The sequence below is a fragment of the Methylococcus sp. EFPC2 genome, assembly GCF_016925495.1.
Taxonomy (GTDB): domain Bacteria; phylum Pseudomonadota; class Gammaproteobacteria; order Methylococcales; family Methylococcaceae; genus EFPC2.
The window spans coordinates 1,383,801-1,400,256 of record NZ_CP070491.1 but is presented as its reverse complement, the minus strand read 5'-3'; the positions used below and the strand labels follow the sequence as shown (position 1 = coordinate 1,400,256).

15 protein-coding genes are annotated in these 16,456 nt (G+C 61.2%); 14 read left to right on the top strand and 1 reads right to left on the bottom strand.

The annotated features are described in order from the left end of the window. The first annotated feature begins 21 nt into the window (after nucleotides 1-21). The 14 genes from JWZ97_RS05910 (at nucleotide 22) to JWZ97_RS05845 (ending at nucleotide 15,597) form a co-directional block, all read left to right on the top strand. The gene (locus tag JWZ97_RS05910) at nucleotides 22-1,458 is read left to right on the top strand and encodes a DegQ family serine endoprotease (protein ID WP_205433875.1); all 1,437 of its coding nucleotides are present in this window, start codon (nucleotides 22-24) and stop codon (nucleotides 1,456-1,458) included. Nucleotides 1,459-1,462: 4 nt separating this feature from the next. Next, nucleotides 1,463-3,268: a translation elongation factor 4 gene (lepA, locus tag JWZ97_RS05905; protein ID WP_205433874.1), complete on the top strand. Its 1,806-nt coding sequence runs from the start codon at nucleotides 1,463-1,465 to the stop codon at nucleotides 3,266-3,268. Next, entirely contained in the window at nucleotides 3,268-4,044 is a 777-nt protein-coding gene (gene lepB, locus JWZ97_RS05900; RefSeq protein ID WP_205433873.1) for a signal peptidase I, read from the top strand. Before lepA ends, lepB begins: the two co-directional genes overlap by 1 nt. A gap of 17 nt (nucleotides 4,045-4,061) precedes the next feature. Next, on the top strand, nucleotides 4,062-4,439 hold the full coding sequence (locus tag JWZ97_RS05895) for a DUF4845 domain-containing protein (protein ID WP_205433872.1): 378 nt from the start codon (nucleotides 4,062-4,064) through the stop codon (nucleotides 4,437-4,439). Beyond that, nucleotides 4,436-5,128 carry a ribonuclease III gene (gene rnc / locus JWZ97_RS05890; protein WP_205433871.1) on the top strand — a complete coding sequence of 231 codons (693 nt, stop codon included), beginning with the start codon at nucleotides 4,436-4,438 and terminating at the stop codon, nucleotides 5,126-5,128. The genes JWZ97_RS05895 and rnc overlap by 4 nt, the downstream gene beginning before the upstream one ends. Then, nucleotides 5,125-6,006: a GTPase Era gene (gene era / locus JWZ97_RS05885; protein WP_205433870.1), complete on the top strand. Its 882-nt coding sequence runs from the start codon at nucleotides 5,125-5,127 to the stop codon at nucleotides 6,004-6,006. The genes rnc and era overlap by 4 nt, the downstream gene beginning before the upstream one ends. 33 nt (nucleotides 6,007-6,039) lie before the next feature. Continuing rightward, complete coding sequence (recO, locus tag JWZ97_RS05880; RefSeq protein WP_205433869.1) at nucleotides 6,040-6,735, top strand: DNA repair protein RecO; 696 nt, start codon at nucleotides 6,040-6,042, stop codon at nucleotides 6,733-6,735. Nucleotides 6,736-6,741: 6 nt separating this feature from the next. Further along, entirely contained in the window at nucleotides 6,742-7,488 is a 747-nt protein-coding gene (gene pdxJ, locus JWZ97_RS05875; protein WP_205433868.1) for a pyridoxine 5'-phosphate synthase, read from the top strand. 75 nt (nucleotides 7,489-7,563) lie between these two features. Further along, nucleotides 7,564-8,232, top strand: coding sequence for a hypothetical protein (locus JWZ97_RS05870; RefSeq protein WP_205433867.1), 669 nt, complete (start codon nucleotides 7,564-7,566; stop codon nucleotides 8,230-8,232). An 85-nt stretch (nucleotides 8,233-8,317) separates the two neighbouring features. Next, on the top strand, nucleotides 8,318-9,247 hold the full coding sequence (locus JWZ97_RS05865; protein WP_240342508.1) for an ATP-binding cassette domain-containing protein: 930 nt from the start codon (nucleotides 8,318-8,320) through the stop codon (nucleotides 9,245-9,247). Continuing rightward, entirely contained in the window at nucleotides 9,240-10,007 is a 768-nt protein-coding gene (locus JWZ97_RS05860; RefSeq protein WP_205433866.1) for an ABC transporter permease, read from the top strand. The genes JWZ97_RS05865 and JWZ97_RS05860 overlap by 8 nt, the downstream gene beginning before the upstream one ends. A 26-nt stretch (nucleotides 10,008-10,033) precedes the next feature. Continuing rightward, nucleotides 10,034-13,930 carry an ATP-dependent RNA helicase HrpA gene (hrpA, locus tag JWZ97_RS05855; protein WP_205434569.1) on the top strand — a complete coding sequence of 1,299 codons (3,897 nt, stop codon included), beginning with the start codon at nucleotides 10,034-10,036 and terminating at the stop codon, nucleotides 13,928-13,930. A 120-nt stretch (nucleotides 13,931-14,050) separates the two neighbouring features. After that, nucleotides 14,051-15,001, top strand: a complete 951-nt coding sequence (gene pip, locus JWZ97_RS05850) for a prolyl aminopeptidase (RefSeq protein WP_205433865.1) — start codon at nucleotides 14,051-14,053, stop codon at nucleotides 14,999-15,001. Then, a complete protein-coding gene (locus JWZ97_RS05845; RefSeq protein WP_205433864.1) occupies nucleotides 14,998-15,597 on the top strand; it encodes a UbiX family flavin prenyltransferase in 600 nt (199 codons plus the stop codon). Before pip ends, JWZ97_RS05845 begins: the two co-directional genes overlap by 4 nt. Before the next feature lie 316 nt (nucleotides 15,598-15,913). On the opposite strand, the gene JWZ97_RS05840 is transcribed toward JWZ97_RS05845, so the two are convergent. Continuing rightward, nucleotides 15,914-16,441 carry a hypothetical protein gene (locus tag JWZ97_RS05840; protein WP_205433863.1) on the bottom strand — a complete coding sequence of 176 codons (528 nt, stop codon included), beginning with the start codon at nucleotides 16,439-16,441 and terminating at the stop codon, nucleotides 15,914-15,916. Nucleotides 16,442-16,456 lie beyond the last annotated feature (15 nt).

The window sequence follows — 16,456 nt, the reverse complement described above, 5'->3', positions numbered from 1 at the left end:
CACATGACCATGGAGTTCGTCATGCAACATAGATTTCGCTTCGCCGTTTGCTTGTACCTGGGCCTAAGCGCGCTGCTAACCCGCGCCTATGCCGCCGAATTGCCGGATTTCACCGCGCTGGTCGAGAAGAACAACACCGCGGTCGTCAACATCAGCACCTCGCAGAAAGTGGCTGCCAGCGAGCGGCCGCAGCTTCCCGAAGGCATCGAGATACCGGAAGGTACGCCATTCGACGACTTCTTCCGCCACTATTTCGGCGAGCAGGGACCGGGAGGGCAGGGCGGCCCTGGCGACGGCAATGGACAGCCCAGTGAAGTCCAATCCCTAGGATCCGGATTCATCATTTCGGCCGACGGCTACGTCATTACCAACCACCATGTGGTGAAAGATGCCGACGAAATCGTCGTTCGTTTGCAGGATCGTCGCGAACTGGTCGCCAAGGTCGTCGGTTCGGACAAGCGCAGCGACATCGCCTTGCTCAAGATCGACGCCAGCAATCTTCCGGTGGTCAAGCTCGGCTCTCCGGAGAATCTCAAGGTCGGATCCTGGGTATTGGCTATAGGCTCGCCGTTCGGTTTCGATCATTCGGTAACCGCCGGTATCGTGAGCGCCAAGGGGCGCAGCCTGCCCAGCGATAATTACGTGCCGTTCATACAGACCGACGTAGCGATCAATCCGGGTAATTCGGGCGGCCCGCTATTCAACCTGGACGGCGAAGTGGTCGGCGTCAATTCTCAAATTTACAGCCGTACCGGCGGTTTCATGGGACTTTCGTTTGCGATCCCCATCGACGTCGCGATCAAGGTGGCCGATCAGCTCAAGACTCAAGGTCGGGTTTCGCGCGGTTGGTTGGGCGTGCAGATTCAGGACGTGACCCGGGAACTCGCCGAGTCGTTCGGCATGAAAAAGCCGCAGGGCGCGCTGGTTTCGAAAATATTGCCCAAGAGTCCGGCCGAAGCCGCCGGCATCCAGGTGGGTGACATCATCATCGAATTCAACAAGCGCGAAGTGGACACTTCCGCTTCCCTCCCGCCCATCGTAGGCGCCACCAAGATAGGTGAATCGGCGAGCGTCAAGTTGCTACGCCAGGGCAACGTCAAGGAAGTCGAGATCAAGATCGGAGCATTGCCGGACGAAGAGCCTGTAGCCAGTGCGGCGGAACCGGGTACGCATGATGTGGATAGGCTGGGATTGAGCATCGCCAACCTGACGGCCGAGCAAAAAGAACAGTTGGAGCTCGAGCAAAACGGCGTGCTGGTGCACGACGTCAAGCCCGGTCCGGCTTACGATGCCGGCATACGGCGCGGCGATGTGATCCTGCGTTTGCAGGACCAGGCCATCAAGGATGCCGCCCAGTTCGAATCCGTTGTTAAATCCCTACCCAAAGGAAAATCCACGGCGGTGCTGGTTCAGCGCCGAGGTGGTACGCTGTTCCTCGCCTTGAAACCCAAAGACTGAGACTGTGACCGAGCTTAATCACATACGCAATTTTTCCATCATTGCACACATCGACCATGGCAAATCGACGCTCGCGGATCGCTTCATCCAAATTTGCGGAGGCTTGAGCGATCGCGAGATGGCCAATCAGGTGCTCGATTCCATGGATATCGAGCGCGAGCGCGGCATCACCATCAAGGCGCAAAGCGTCACCCTGGACTACAAGGCCAAGAACGGCGAAATCTATCACCTGAACTTCATCGACACGCCGGGGCACGTGGACTTCTCTTACGAAGTCTCGCGCTCCCTGGCGGCCTGTGAAGGCGCCCTGTTGGTGGTCGATGCCGCCCAGGGCGTGGAGGCACAAAGCGTGGCGAATTGCTACACGGCCATCGAGCAGGGCCTGGAGGTCCTGCCGGTTCTGAACAAGATCGACCTGCCGTCGGCGGATTCCGACAAAGTCATCAAGGAGATCGAAGACATCATCGGCGTACCGGCGCACGATGCCGTGAGGATCAGCGCCAAAACCGGGCTGAACGTCGCCGATGTGCTGGAGCAGCTGGTGGAACGCATCCCCGCGCCCCAAGGCGATGCCGATGCGCCGTTGCAAGCCCTGATCATCGACTCCTGGTTCGACAATTATCTGGGCGTCGTGTCCTTGGTTCGGGTGGTCAACGGCAGGATCGGACGCAAGCAGAAGATCACCATCATGTCGACGGGCAAGAGCCATCTGGTCGACAAGGTCGGTGTATTCACGCCCAAACGGGTGGACCGCGAGGAACTGGGCCCCGGCGAAGTCGGCTTCGTGGTGGCATCCATCAAGGACATATTCGGGGCGCCTGTGGGCGATACCATCACCGGCACCGACAAGCCGGCCGCCGCATCCTTGCCCGGTTTTCAGCAGGTACAGCCGCGGGTCTTCGCCGGCATCTTTCCGGTCGAGGCAGACGATTACGAAAACCTGCGCGAAGCCCTGAGCAAGCTGCGTCTGAACGACGCGGCCCTGCAATACGAACCGGAAACCTCACAGGCTTTGGGCTTCGGTTTCCGTATCGGCTTTCTCGGCATGCTGCACATGGAGATCATCCAGGAGCGGCTGGAGCGCGAATACGACCTCGATCTGATCACCTCGGCCCCGACGGTGATTTACGAATTGATCAACACCAGCGGAGAGACGGTCATGATAGACAATCCGTCCAAGCTGCCGCCGGTGACGGAGATCGAGGAGATACGCGAGCCCATCATCCAGGCCAATATCCTGGTGCCGCAGGATTATCTGGGTTCGGTGATCACCTTGTGCATCGAAAAACGCGGCGTACAGAAGAAGATGAATTATCTGGGCAGTCAGGTCGCGATCAGTTTCGAACTGCCTTTGAGCGAGGTAGTGCTGGACTTCTTCGACCGGCTAAAATCGGTCAGCCGCGGTTTCGCGTCGTTCGACTACGAGTTCCTGCGTTTCCAGGCGGCACCGCTGGTCAAGGTGGACATCCTGATCAACGGGGAAAAGGTCGATGCCTTGTCCTTGATCGTGCACCGCGACATCAGCCAGTCGCGCGGGCGCGATCTGGTCGAGAAGATGAAGGATCTGATTCCCCGGCAGATGTTCGAGGTGGCCATACAGGCCGCCATCGGCGGCAAGATTATCGCCCGTTCCACCGTCAAAGCCATGAGCAAGAACGTGCTGGCCAAGTGCTACGGCGGCGACATCACCCGTAAAAAGAAACTCCTAGAAAAGCAGAAAGCCGGTAAGAAGCGCATGAAGTCGGTCGGCAAGATCGACATTCCGCAAGAGGCATTCCTCGCCGTCTTGCGCGTCAACAAGGACTCTTAATGGACATCGATTTTTCCTTTTTTCTGGTCGCCGCCACCTTCATAACCGGCCTGATCTGGGGCGCCTGGGCGCTCTGGCTAAGATTTCAACCCGATATCGGCGAAGACCGGCAAGAACCGGTCGTGGTGGAATACGCCCGCTCGTTTTTCCCCATCATCCTGATCGTGATGCTGTTGCGCTCATTCCTGGTGGAGCCCTTCCGCATCCCATCCGGTTCCATGATGCCCACCCTGCTGATCGGCGATTTCATTCTGGTCAACAAGTTCACCTACGGCATCCGCCTGCCCGTGCTCAATAACAAGGTCGTGGAACTCGGTCAGCCGGCGCGGGGCGACATCGTGGTGTTCCGTTTCCCCAAGGACCCCAAGGTCGACTACATCAAGCGCGTCATCGGCTTGCCGGGAGACCGCATCGGCTATTATCACAAGCAGATCTTCGTCAACGGCAAACCCGTCAATCAAACGGTACTCGGCGAATATCGCGGCACCGGAGAAGGCGAAGACATGACGGGTGCGGTGCTGTCGAGCGAAGAACTGGAAAACGTGACCCACGACATACTCATACGCGAAAACCAGCCTTCGCCGCAGGGCGAATTCACGGTGCCGCCCGGCCAATACTTCGTCATGGGTGACAACCGGGACAACAGCAACGACAGCCGTTACTGGGGTACCGTGCCCGAGGGCAATCTGGTCGGCAAGGCGTTCTTCGTCTGGATGAGTTTCGACTGGAGCAACGGCGGTATCGCCTTCAGCCGACTGGGAACCTTACTGAAATAAACCAAGGGGGACGAGTGATGTATAGCCAGCCCGGCCGGCAATCCGGCATGACCCTGATCGGCTTTTTGCTGATGTTTTTGCTGATCGGCTTTTTCGCCCTGCTGACGCTCAAGCTGGTCCCCATTTACCTTGAGCATTTCAAGATCTCGTCGTCCCTGGAGTCGCTCAAGAAAGAGCCCGATATCGGCGCCAAAAGCAAGAACGATGTGCTGAGGTTGTTGGAGCGGCGCTGGGAAATCAATATGGTCAACGCGGTTACGGCCAAGGACGTGGTTTACACCCGCCAACCCGGCAAGGTCAAAATTCAGATCGCCTATGAAGTCACCACGCCCATCCTGGGCAACGTGGACGCGTTGGTCTATTTCGACGATGTCATCGAGGTACCGTCGAATTGATTAAGAGTCACGCCCTACTGGCCCGTAAGCTGGGTTTGTCGTTCAACAACCCCAAACTGCTGCAGCAAGCACTCACCCATCGTAGTGCCGAACACCAAAACAATGAGCGATTGGAGTTCCTCGGCGACTCGGTGCTCGGCTTCGTCATCGCCGAGCGTCTGTTCGAAAAATTCCCCGACGCCGACGAAGGCGTGCTGAGTCGTCTGCGGGCGACCCTGGTGAATCAGAGCGCCCTGGCCGGTTTGGCCCGCCAGCTCGAACTCGGCGACTACCTGATTCTGGGACCCGGCGAACTCAAGAGCGGAGGCTACCGGCGCGACTCCATACTCTCCGACGCGCTGGAGGCCATCATGGGGGCGCTCCTGAAAGATCAAGGCATCGACGCCTGCAAGGCATGGATATTGGAGCTGTTTTCCGCTCCTGTGAGTCAGTTGTCGCTCAGCGACTGGAAAAAAGACCCCAAGACCCGCCTGCAGGAACTCATGCAATCGCGGGGCTTGGAACTTCCGCTATACACCCTGCTGACCCAATCCGGTTTGCCGCACGATCAACATTTCCAGGTGGAATGCCGCGTTGTGCTGATACCGGATGCGGCCCGGGGCGAAGGCGGCTCGCGCAAGAAAGCCGAACAGCATGCCGCGGAGCGCATGCTGGTCAGGCTCTCCGAATCCCAGGGCATAAAACCATGAAAATCGGCCATGTGGCCCTCGTCGGGCGTCCCAATGCGGGCAAGTCGACCCTGCTCAATCACCTGATCGGCCAGAAGATCAGCATTACATCAAGACGTCCGCAGACCACGCGGCACAGCATACTCGGTATCAAGACCGACGAGCGGGCGCAGATCATCTATGTCGACACGCCAGGACTGCACGCCAGTGAGAAGCGGGCGATGAACCGCTACATGAACCGCACCGCCAGCAGCGTGCTGCTGGGTGTGGACGTTGTGGTCTGGGTGCTGGATCAATGGAGCTGGCAGGAAGAAAACGACCTGGTCCTGGACAAGCTCAAGTCCGCGCAATGCCCGGTGATCCTGGCGATCAATAAGATCGACCAATGCGAGGACAAGGCGAAGCTGCTGCCTTTTCTGGAGGAAATGGCCGGACGCTTTTCATTCGCCGAGATCGTTCCGGTCTCGGCCTTGCGCGGTGTCAATCTCGACCGACTCGAAGAACGGATCGTGGAACTCCTGCCCGAGGGCGAGGCCTTTTATCCCGACGACCAGATAACCGACCGTTCCGAACGTTTCCTGGCCGCCGAGATCATCCGCGAGAAACTGATACGCAGCCTGGGTCAGGAAGTGCCCCATGCCTTGGCGGTGGAAATCGAGCAGTACAAGCTGGAAGGCGGCCTGGTGCGCATCCATGCCGTCATTTGGGTTGAGCGGGAAGGGCAGAAAGTGATCGTGATCGGCCGCCAGGGCGAGGGACTCAAGAAGGTCGGCCAGCGGGCGCGATCCGACCTGGAAAAAATGCTGGAGAAGAAGGTCTATCTGAACCTCTGGGTCAAGGTCAAGGACAGCTGGTCGGACAACGAGAAGGCCCTGCAAAGTCTGGGCTACAGGGACTAAGCGCGCGTACATGACATGACGCAGGCGGCGCGCGTGTCACTGCAGGATGCGTTTTTGTTGCATCGCAGGCCCTACCGAGAAACCAGCCTGCTGCTAGACCTCCTGACGCGCGACCATGGCCTGATCAGCCTGGTCGGCAAGGGCGTGCTGCGCGGGCGCGGTCTGCAGGGCGCGTTGCTGCGGCCCTTTCATCCGCTGTCGGTATCCTGGGCGGGCCGCTCCAGCCTGCCGGCCCTGACCAACGTCGAGAGTCGGGGAGCGGTGTACTCCGTGAGCGGCAAGGCGCTCTTCTGCGGTTTTTACGTTAACGAACTGGTGTTGCGACTACTGCCCAGCCACGATGCCCATCCCGGCATCTTCCACCTCTACGAGCAGATCATGGAGCGCTTGCAGAACCCGCAGGGTTTGGAGCCCTCGTTGCGGAGCTTCGAACTGGCCTTGCTGGATGAGCTCGGCTACGGCCCCGATTTGTTGCACGATGCCTATGACGGACAGCCTGTCGATCCGGGCGCCCGCTATGCTTATCAGGCGGAAGTCGGCGTCAGACGGACCGTCCACGAGTCGGGGAGCGTCAGCGGGGGTACCTTGATAGCCCTGCGGATGGGCGGCCTGAGCGGCGCGGACAGGCTTGGCGAGGCCAAGCGGCTGATGCGGAGCATCATCAATCACCACCTCGGCGGACGTCCTCTGAAGAGCCGCGAGTTGTTCAAATTCACTCCCACGACCTGAAACCGAATGAAAGCGTCACACCCCATCATGCTGGGCGTCAATATCGATCACATCGCCACCATCCGGCAGGCGCGCGGCACCCGCTATCCCGAAGTCATACAGGCCGCCTTGTTGGCGGAACAAGGCGGGGCGGACGGCATCACCGCGCATTTGCGCGAGGACCGGCGGCATATCCAGGACCGCGACATCGAACTGCTCAAGACGATGATCAACACCCGTTTGAACCTGGAAATGGCCGTGACCGATGAAATGGTGGGCATCGCCTGCCGGGTGCACCCGCATGCCTGCTGCCTGGTGCCCGAGCGGCGCGAGGAATTGACCACGGAAGGCGGTCTGGACGTGGTAGGCAATTTCGAGCGCATACGGGCGGCCAGCCAGCGGCTGGGCGAGGCCGGTGTGGAAGTGTCCCTGTTCATCGACGCCGAGCCGGCCCAGATCGAAGCCGCCGGCAGAACCGGTGCGCCGGTGATCGAACTGCATACCGGCCATTACTCCGATGCGGCCACTCCCGACGCCATCGCCGGCGAACTGGCGCGCCTGCAGGCGGCCGCCGAGCAGGCGGAAACGCTCGGCTTGACCGTCAACGCCGGCCACGGCCTGCACTACCACAACGTCGAAGCCATCGCCCTCATCCCGCAGGTGTGTGAACTCAACATCGGCCATGCCATCGTCGGGCGGGCTCTGTTCACCGGGCTCGAACGCGCGGTTGCCGACCTGAAGGCCATCATGTTGCGCGCCAGGAACCTGGTTTGACCCTCCGGCGGGCTTCTGTCATAGTCGGCCGGTCTCAGCGAGCGGCCGTCGCTCTTAGGTCCGATTAACCCAAGCATGCAGCATAAACACGACGATATTCCGGCCGCGCTGGAACTGGCACGGCGCGGCGCGATACTCGGCGACCCTTACGTCGCCGCACCGCGTCGTCGTGGCCGCGCGCTTGCATTGTTTTTTTTCGTCGCACTGCTCGTTTTATCCGTCTACCTCTTTCTGCATACTCACCAGTTTTTCGATCGGACGACCGCGAAACTGGAGCAGGGTGACGGCGCCAGAATCGGCCAATACAGCCGGCAAATTGCCGCGCTGGAGGAAAAAATGTCGGTTTTCATCGCCGATTCGGTGGAAGATCGTCTGCGTACGCTGGAAAGAAACGTGGCCGAAGGCAAGGTGGGCGAGCAGGAAATACGCGGCATCGAAGCCCTGAAAAGCGAAGTGAAGCTGCTGGAGACCTATGCGGCGGGTAAGGGCGGGAATATCATCGATCCGGCACGGCTCGACCACCCCCGGCTGCAACCCGTGCCCGGCTCGCCGCCCACGGCCCGTTACGATCAGATGCTGGACGAGCTGATGCGGCTCAAGCAGTTGCTCTATCTCAGCATCGCCTCCAGCGGGACGGTAGGCCTGTTCCTCGGCGGCTACTGGTGGAGAAACACCCTGCGCGTCAGGAGTCTGCAAGCGGCCCCCGATACCAAACTGCTCAGAGGCCCGGATTCGGCTTCCTGATCCGGGGACTGCCACAGCGGTCCTAAGCGCGATCTTACTTCAAACAAGGCGGACACTCTCCCGTCCGGACTATTACTCCCAACGCGTGTCCAGTTCCCTACCCGTCATCGTCCAGGCCGAACATCTGCGCAAACAATACGGCCGGCAGCGCGTGGTCGACGATATTAGTTTTGCCATCCAGAGTGGCGAGTTCTGCGGCATATTGGGGCCCAACGGCGCCGGCAAGACCACGACCCTGCGCATGCTCGTCGGCAGCACGCCGGCCAGTTCGGGCAAGCTCGAAGTGCTGGGCTACGACGTACCCCGTCAGGCGCGCGCCATGCGTGCGCGCATCGGCGTCGTTCCGCAGGCCGACAACCTTGATCCGGACTTCACCGTCGTCGAAAACCTCAGGGTTTATGGCCGCTATTTCGGTCTGAGGTCCGCCGAGATCGAACGCCGCATCCCCGAGCTGCTGAGCTTCGCCGCGCTGGAGGAGAAGGGCGATGCCCTGATCAACCAACTTTCCGGCGGGATGCGCCGACGTTTGTCCATCGCCCGCGCGCTGATCAACCGCCCCGAACTGCTCATCCTGGACGAACCGACCACCGGGCTGGATCCGCAAATCCGCCAGAACATCTGGCAGTTGCTGCGCCAGTTGCAGAAGGACGGACTGACCCTGATCCTGACCACCCATTACATGGACGAGGCCGAGCGCCTGTGCGGCCGCATCATTCTGATGGATAGAGGCCGTATCCTCGCCGACCGGACGCCTCAGGAGCTGATCCGCGCCAACATCGAGCCCCATGTGCTGGAAATGCACGGCCCCGGCGTGGGCGCTTGGCAGGCCGCCAATCCGTTGGACCGGCCGATACGCTACGAGCAGGTCGGCGAGAGCTGGTTTTACTACGGAGCCGACCTTTCGACCCTGGTCAACTCCCTCGACGGCTGGCCGGATCTGCGCTACGCCTATCGGCCCGCCAACCTGGAAGACGTGTTCCTGAAACTGACCGGCCGGGAATTGCGCGATGGCTGATTCCCGCTTCTTCCGCTGGTCCGCCGTGTGGCGGCGCAATGCCCTGGTCTGGCGTAAATCCGCCAAGACCGCCCTGCTGGGAGGATTCGCCGAACCGCTGTTCTATCTGCTGGCACTGGGCTACGGCCTGGGCCACTTCATCGGCGAGATCGAGGGCGTGTCCTACATCGGCTTCCTCACCGCCGGCATCCTGTCGACCAGTTCCATGAACGCCGCCACCTTCGAAGGCCTGTACATGGCCTATACACGGATGACCGTCCTGCGCACCTGGGACGGCATGCTGGCCGCGCCCCTGAGCATCGTCGACGTGGTTCTGGGTGAAGTGGTCTGGCTGGGTACCAAGAGTGTCATCAGCGCCAGTTTGATCCTGCTGGTGGCGACCGCATTCGGCCTCACCGCCAGTTGGACCGCCCTCTGGGTGATACCCGTGGCTTTCCTCACCGGCCTGTGTTTCGGCAGCATGGCCCTGCTGGTGACGTCGTACGCCCGTAGCTACGACTTCTTCGTCTATTACATCACCCTGCTGATCACGCCCATGGTGCTGCTGAGTGGCGTGTTTTTCCCCCTGGAAGCTTTGCCCGAACCGGTCCGTATCGGCGTCGGCCTGCTCCCCCTGCACCATGTGGTGGAAATCATCCGCCCGCTGGTCGCCGGTCTCTGGGACTGGGATTTGCTGCCGCATCTACTGGTGCCGGCGGGGTTCGCCGTCGTTTCCGCCTGCTTGGCCATCTGGCGATTAAAGTGCCGTTTATTGGAATAACCCCCGGGAACTCCTCCGTGACATCGATGAAAGTTGCCGATCTGACGGCGTTCGAAGAACAACTTGGGGCCTGCCTGCGCAAAGACCAGCACCGCTGCCGGCGCACGATCGACCGCCTGCGCAACGATCTCAAGTCCGGCAAGGACATCGCGGCGCAACTGGCCGAACTGCAAAGCCGCCTCGCCGAATCCGCCGCCGCCCGCAAGGCCCGCGCGGCCAGCGTGCCGGCGCTGGATTACCCGCCGGACTTGCCGGTCTCCGGCAAGAAAGACGAGATCCTCGAAGCCATCCTGAACAATCAGGTGGTCATCGTCTGCGGCGAGACCGGCTCGGGCAAGACCACCCAGCTGCCGAAGATCTGCCTGGAAGCGGGTCGTGGCGTGACGGGCTACATCGGCCACACCCAGCCGCGCCGCATCGCCGCGCGCAGCGTGGCGGCACGCATCGCCGAGGAATTGCGCCAGGAGATCGGCAAGGCGGTGGGCTACAAGGTCCGTTTCCACGACCACACCAGCCCGGACAGCCTGATCAAGCTGATGACCGACGGCATCCTGCTGGCGGAGACGCAAAACGACCGCTTTCTGGACCAGTACGACACGCTGATCATCGACGAGGCGCACGAGCGCAGCCTCAACATCGATTTCCTGCTGGGCTACATGAAATGGCTGCTGCCGCGCCGGCCGGACTTCAAGCTCATCGTCACCTCGGCCACCATAGACCCCGAGCGCTTCTCGCGCCATTTCGGCGACGCGCCCATCATCAACGTCTCGGGCCGCACCTATCCGGTGGAAATCCGCTACCGGCCGATGTTGGTCGAGGCCGACGCCGAAGACGAGACCGGCGACGAGTTGCAGCGCGGCATCCTCTCGGCGGTCGATGAACTCTACCGCGATACCAAGGGCGACATCCTGATCTTCCTGATAGGCGAGCGTGACATCCGCGAGACGGCCGAATCCCTGCGCAAGCATCATCCCGGGGATTGCGAGATCCTGCCCTTGTATTCGCGATTGTCCGTGGCCGAGCAGGACCGGGTGTTCCGGCCGCACGGTAAGCGCCGCGTCGTGCTGGCCACCAACGTCGCGGAAACTTCGCTCACCGTGCCGGGCATACGCGCGGTGATCGACGCCGGCCATGCCCGCATCAGCCGCTACAGCCACCGCAGCAAGCTGCAGCGCCTGCCCATCGAGAACATCTCGCAGGCCTCCGCCAACCAGCGCGCCGGGCGTTGCGGCCGCATAGGGCCGGGCATCTGCATCCGGCTTTATTCGGAAGCCGATTTCTACCGCCGGCCGGAATTCACGGATCCTGAAATCCTGCGCACCAACCTGGCCGCCGTCATCCTGCAGATGAAGGCCCTGGGCCTGGGCGATCTGGCCGACTTCCCCTTCCTCGAATCACCCGACGAGCGCATGGTGCGCGACGGCCTGCGCACCCTGCAAGAGCTCAACGCCATGGACGACAAGCGCCGGCTCACCGAGATCGGCAAGCGATTGGCCAAGCTGCCGGTCGACCCTCGGCTGGGCCGCATCCTGCTGGCCGCATCGGACGAGAACAGCCTGACCGAGGTGGCCATCATCGTTTCCGCCCTGAGCTTGCAGGACCCGCGCGAGCGCCCGTCGGACAAGGCCCAGGCAGCGGATCAGAAACATGCGCCGTTCAAGGACGAGAATTCCGATTTCCTGAGTTATCTCAAGTTGTGGAAGGCCTACCAGGAACAGAAGAAACATCTTTCCAACAGCAAGCTGCGGCAATGGTGCCAGGGCAACTTTCTGTCCTATCTGCGCATGCGGGAATGGGAGGACATCCACCAGCAGATCCTGCTCACCGCCAAGGGCGAGCTCACCCTGCGCTTCAACCAGGCCGACTCGGAATACGGCGAGATCCACCGTCCGTTGCTGACCGGTTTGCTGACCAACGTCAGCCTGAAGCAGGAAGGCTCGGAATATCTCGGCGCGCGCGGGGTGAAGTGCCAGATCTGGCCGGGCTCGGCGCTGTTCAAACCGCGTCCCAAATGGATACTGTCGGCCGAGCAGGTGGAAACCACCAAGGTCTATGCCCGCACCGTCGCCAAGATCGAGCCGGAATGGATAGAGCGCTGCTGCGCCCACATCGTCAAGCGCCACCATTACGAGCCTCACTGGGAGAAGAAAGCCGGCCGTGCGGCGATCCTCGAGCGCCTGACCCTGTTCAACCTCACCGTGCTGGCCGGCCGGCGCGTGCCGCTGGAAAACATCGATCCCGTCATGGCACACGATCTGTTCATCCGCCATGCCCTGGTTCTGATGGAATACGACAGCAAGGCGCCGTTTTTCGTGCACAACCGCACCCTGCTGGAAGAAGCCGAGTATCTCCAGCAGAAGGGTCGGCGCGTGGATCTGGTCGCCGACGAGGAATGGATTTATCGATTTTATGACGAGCGCATCCCGCAGGAGGTCGTGAGCGGGGTGAGCTTCGAGGTCTGGCGCAAGCAGGCGGAGAAGAAAAATCCCCAGCTGCTGTTCATGACCCGCGAGGACGTCACCCGCAAGGAAGACGAGGCCTTGCATGACCAGAATTTCCCCGACGTCTGGGACATGGGCGGGACCAAGCTGCGGCTGGAATACCGCTTCGAACCGGGCCATGAGGACGACGGCGTCACCGTGATCGTGCCCTTGCACGTGCTCAACCAGCTTAAGCCCGAACCTTTCCAATGGCTGGTGCCGGGCCTGCTACGGGAGAAGCTGGTGGCGCTCATCAAGAACCTGCCCAAGCAGACCCGCAAGCATTTCGTGCCGGCCCCGGATTTCGCCGACAAGGTACTGCCGCAACTGGATTACCGGCAGGGCAAGCTGACCGAGCAGATGAGCGCCAGCCTGCGCCGCATGGTCGGTTTCGCCGTGCCGCAGGCCGAATGGAGCGAGGAGGGCATACCCCTGCATCTGCGCATGAATTTCGCCCTGGTGGATGACAGCGGCGTGGTGCTGGCGCGCTCCCGCACCTTGTCCGAGCTCAAGCAGGTCCATGCCCAGGCGGCGGTGAGCAATTTCGCCGAGCTGGCCAAGGAGGAACTGTCCATGAGCGGCTGCCGCGACTGGCAATTCGGCGAGCTGCCAGAGCGCTACCAGTCCGCCGACATCCAGGGCTTTCCGGCCCTGTTCGACGAAGGCGAAACGGTGGGCCTGCGGGTCTTCGACACGCCGGAAGCGGCCGCCGCCAGCCAGGAGCAAGGCCTGGTGCGATTGTTCCGCCTGGCCATGGCCAAGGAGCTGAAATACCTGCGCAAGAACCTGCCGCTCGGCGCTCCGGCCGAACTGGCTTACCGGCAATTGGCGGCCCATTCTTTTCTCTACCCCGAGCTCAAGCCGGGACGCGATCTGCGCGAGGACTTGCTCGACCGGCTCATGGCAGCGCTCTATCTCGACAACCAGCCGGACATCCGAACGCGTGAGGCGTTCGAACGGCGTTTGAGCGAGGGCAGGGGAGATATCGTCGGGCTGGGCAATACCGCGGCCAGGCTGATGGACGACATACTGATACTGCATGCCGATCTGAACCGCAAGCTCAAGGGCCTCAACAGCCCGGCCGGCGAAGACATGCGCAGCCAACTCGGCCATTTGATCTACGCCGGATTCGTCGCAATCACGCCCTATCCGAGATTGAAGGAAATTCCCCGCTATCTCAAGGCGCTGCAATTCCGGCTGGACAAAGCCCTTCAGGACGCCAACCGCGATGCCCGTCTGTACGCCGAATTGGCCCCGCATAATACGAATTACTGGACCTCGGTCAAACAAGGCAAATCCGTAAGTACGCCCGAACGCGACGATTTCCGCTGGATGTTGGAAGAATTCCGCGTTTCCCTGTTCGCCCAATCATTGAAAACACCTTATCCGGTTTCGGCGAAGCGACTGGACGAGGCCTGGCGGAAACGGCCGAAAATCGTCTAGAACTCGGCGCTGAACGCCCGCACTTGCCCGAATCGGACGACCGCTGAGCCTGCGCCGGGCGACAGAGCCGGGGCGGCCATCGCTTGTGATACCCTAGCGCCTTTGCCCGCGCCCTGCTTCATGAAGACTCTCTATCCCGCCATCGAACCCTACGCCGTCCATCATCTGGACACGGAGGACGGCCATCGCGTTTATTTCGAAGAGGCCGGCAACCCCAAGGGTCTGCCGGTCGTGTATCTGCATGGCGGCCCCGGCTCGGGCTGCAAGTCGTTTCACCGCAGTTTTTTCGATCCTGCACGATACCGCGTGATCCTGTTGGATCAGCGCGGCGCGGGCCGTTCGGCGCCGGCCGGCGGTCTGGAAAACAACACCACGGCGCATTTGCTGGCCGATCTGGAAGCCATCCGTAGCCGGCTGGGCCTGGACCGCTGGCTGGTGTTCGGCGGTTCATGGGGCGCGGCCCTGGGTCTGCTCTACGCTCAAGCCCATCCGGACGCCGTCAGCGGCTTGATACTGCGCGGCACCTTCCTGGCTAGGCAAAGGGATCTGGAGTGGTTCGTCAAAGACGGGGTCAGCCGCATTTATCCCGATTACTGGGACGAGTTCCTGAGCCAGTTTCCTCCTGCGCTCAGGGATGATCCCTTGACCGCGCTGCACCGGACGCTCATCGGCGAGGACGAACTGGCCCGCTTGCGCGCAGCTAAGGCCTGGATCCTATGGAGCGCGCGCGTCTCGCATCTGGAAGTGTTCAATCCGTCCGATCTGGATCGTCAGGCTCCCACCGCCCTGGCCCAGCAGGCCCGCATCGAGGCGCATTATGCGGCCCACAGCTATTTCATAGACGAGAATCAAATCCTCGATAACCTGCGCAAGCTGCCACAAGTGCCGACCGTCATCCTACACGGGAGGCGCGACCTGGTGTGTCCGATCGAGTCCGCGTATTTGTTGCACCGTAATCTATCGGGATCGGAACTGCGCCTGCTGCCCGACGCCGGGCATCTGCCGGTGGGCGACGCGATGATAGACGCCCTGGTCGGTGCCACCGACGAAATGGCGGACCGTCTGGCATGAGCGGGAAGAAACGGCGCTTGATACTCGGGATGACGGGGGCGACCGGCGCCATCTATGGGGTGCGTTTGCTGGAAATCTTGCGCGAGCTGGGCGGATTCGAGACCCATCTGATCGTTTCGACGGCCGGCTTCATCAACCTGCAGCACGAGTTGCAGATGAAGCGTAAGGACGTATATGCCTTGGCCGACGCAAGCTACGACGTGAACGACGTGGCGGCCGGCATCGCCAGCGGGGCGTTCAAGACCGACGGTATGATCGTCGCGCCCTGTTCGATGAAGACTCTGGCATCCATTGCCCACGGGCTTTCGGACAACCTGATCGCCCGTGCCGCCGACGTCACACTCAAGGAGCGCCGGCGCCTGCTCATCATGCCGCGGGAAACGCCGCTGAACCTCGCCCATATCCGCAACATGGCGGCGGTGACCGAGATGGGCGGCATCGTCTACCCGCCCATGCCGGCCTTTTACGGTCGCGCCAAGACCCTGCCCGAGCTGATCGACGAAACCGTGGGCCGGATACTGGCGCTGTTCGGCATCGAGGACGAGCGCCTGTTCGAACCCTGGGAAGGGCTGGGCAAGTCGGACCGCTCGCGCTAGCCGTTCCGCATCCGCAGCCTGGAGGGCCGTGGCACCCGATCCGCTGTCAACGCCCGCCGCCGTCTGTGGTCCTCGCCTTCCGAATCCCGCCTGCCGCATTGCAATCGCGGCTCCCCGCACGAACCGACCCATCGGCGCCACGTCGGGCACCCTATAACGGTTCACCCGCCTGTCGTCCGCAGACGCGTGCATCCGTACTCTTGGTTGTCGGTGCGCTCGCGAACGTCGGGGGAGAACCTTACTGATTTCTCCATAGCTCCATCTTCTCAAGTGTTGGAGCCTCCAGAAAACCCGCATATCTCGGCCGCCAAGTCCCTTAGCCCAATAGCGCATAAGTCATCGCGTCCGATACCACCAAATGCGTATTTTTCATTAACTCGATAACCACGGCCGGCGCGCTCAGTTCCATTGCCATACGTATCTGTTCCATGGTTTGCGGCGGAATCTCTTGCCCGGGACCGGGGACGGCCAGCGCCTTCATTTCCGGCGATAGATCGTTCATGTAATGACGGAAATCCCCCAAGCTCCCATCCTTCATGACATAGAAGCCGCCCCGCGCATACCATCCACTTACCCAATCAACGGCAAGGCTTCTCAAATCCCGGCGCAGATCATCCAGTTCTTCCTCGACATCGGCCTTTCGACGAGCATCGAAATCGGACGCCGGCTCCATTGTGACAAGCCGCTTTGTTTCCAATAGCCAAGTCGTGGTTGGCATACGGTCGACAATCTTTCGGAATAAGAGAATTGCGTCGTCGATCAAGAGCCCTTGCTCGGCGGCTGCCTTAAGTCGGCTTTCATTTTCCGCTGTCGTTTCTGCCGACAGTTCTGTGCTCGCAGTCATCGTATAGAATCTCCG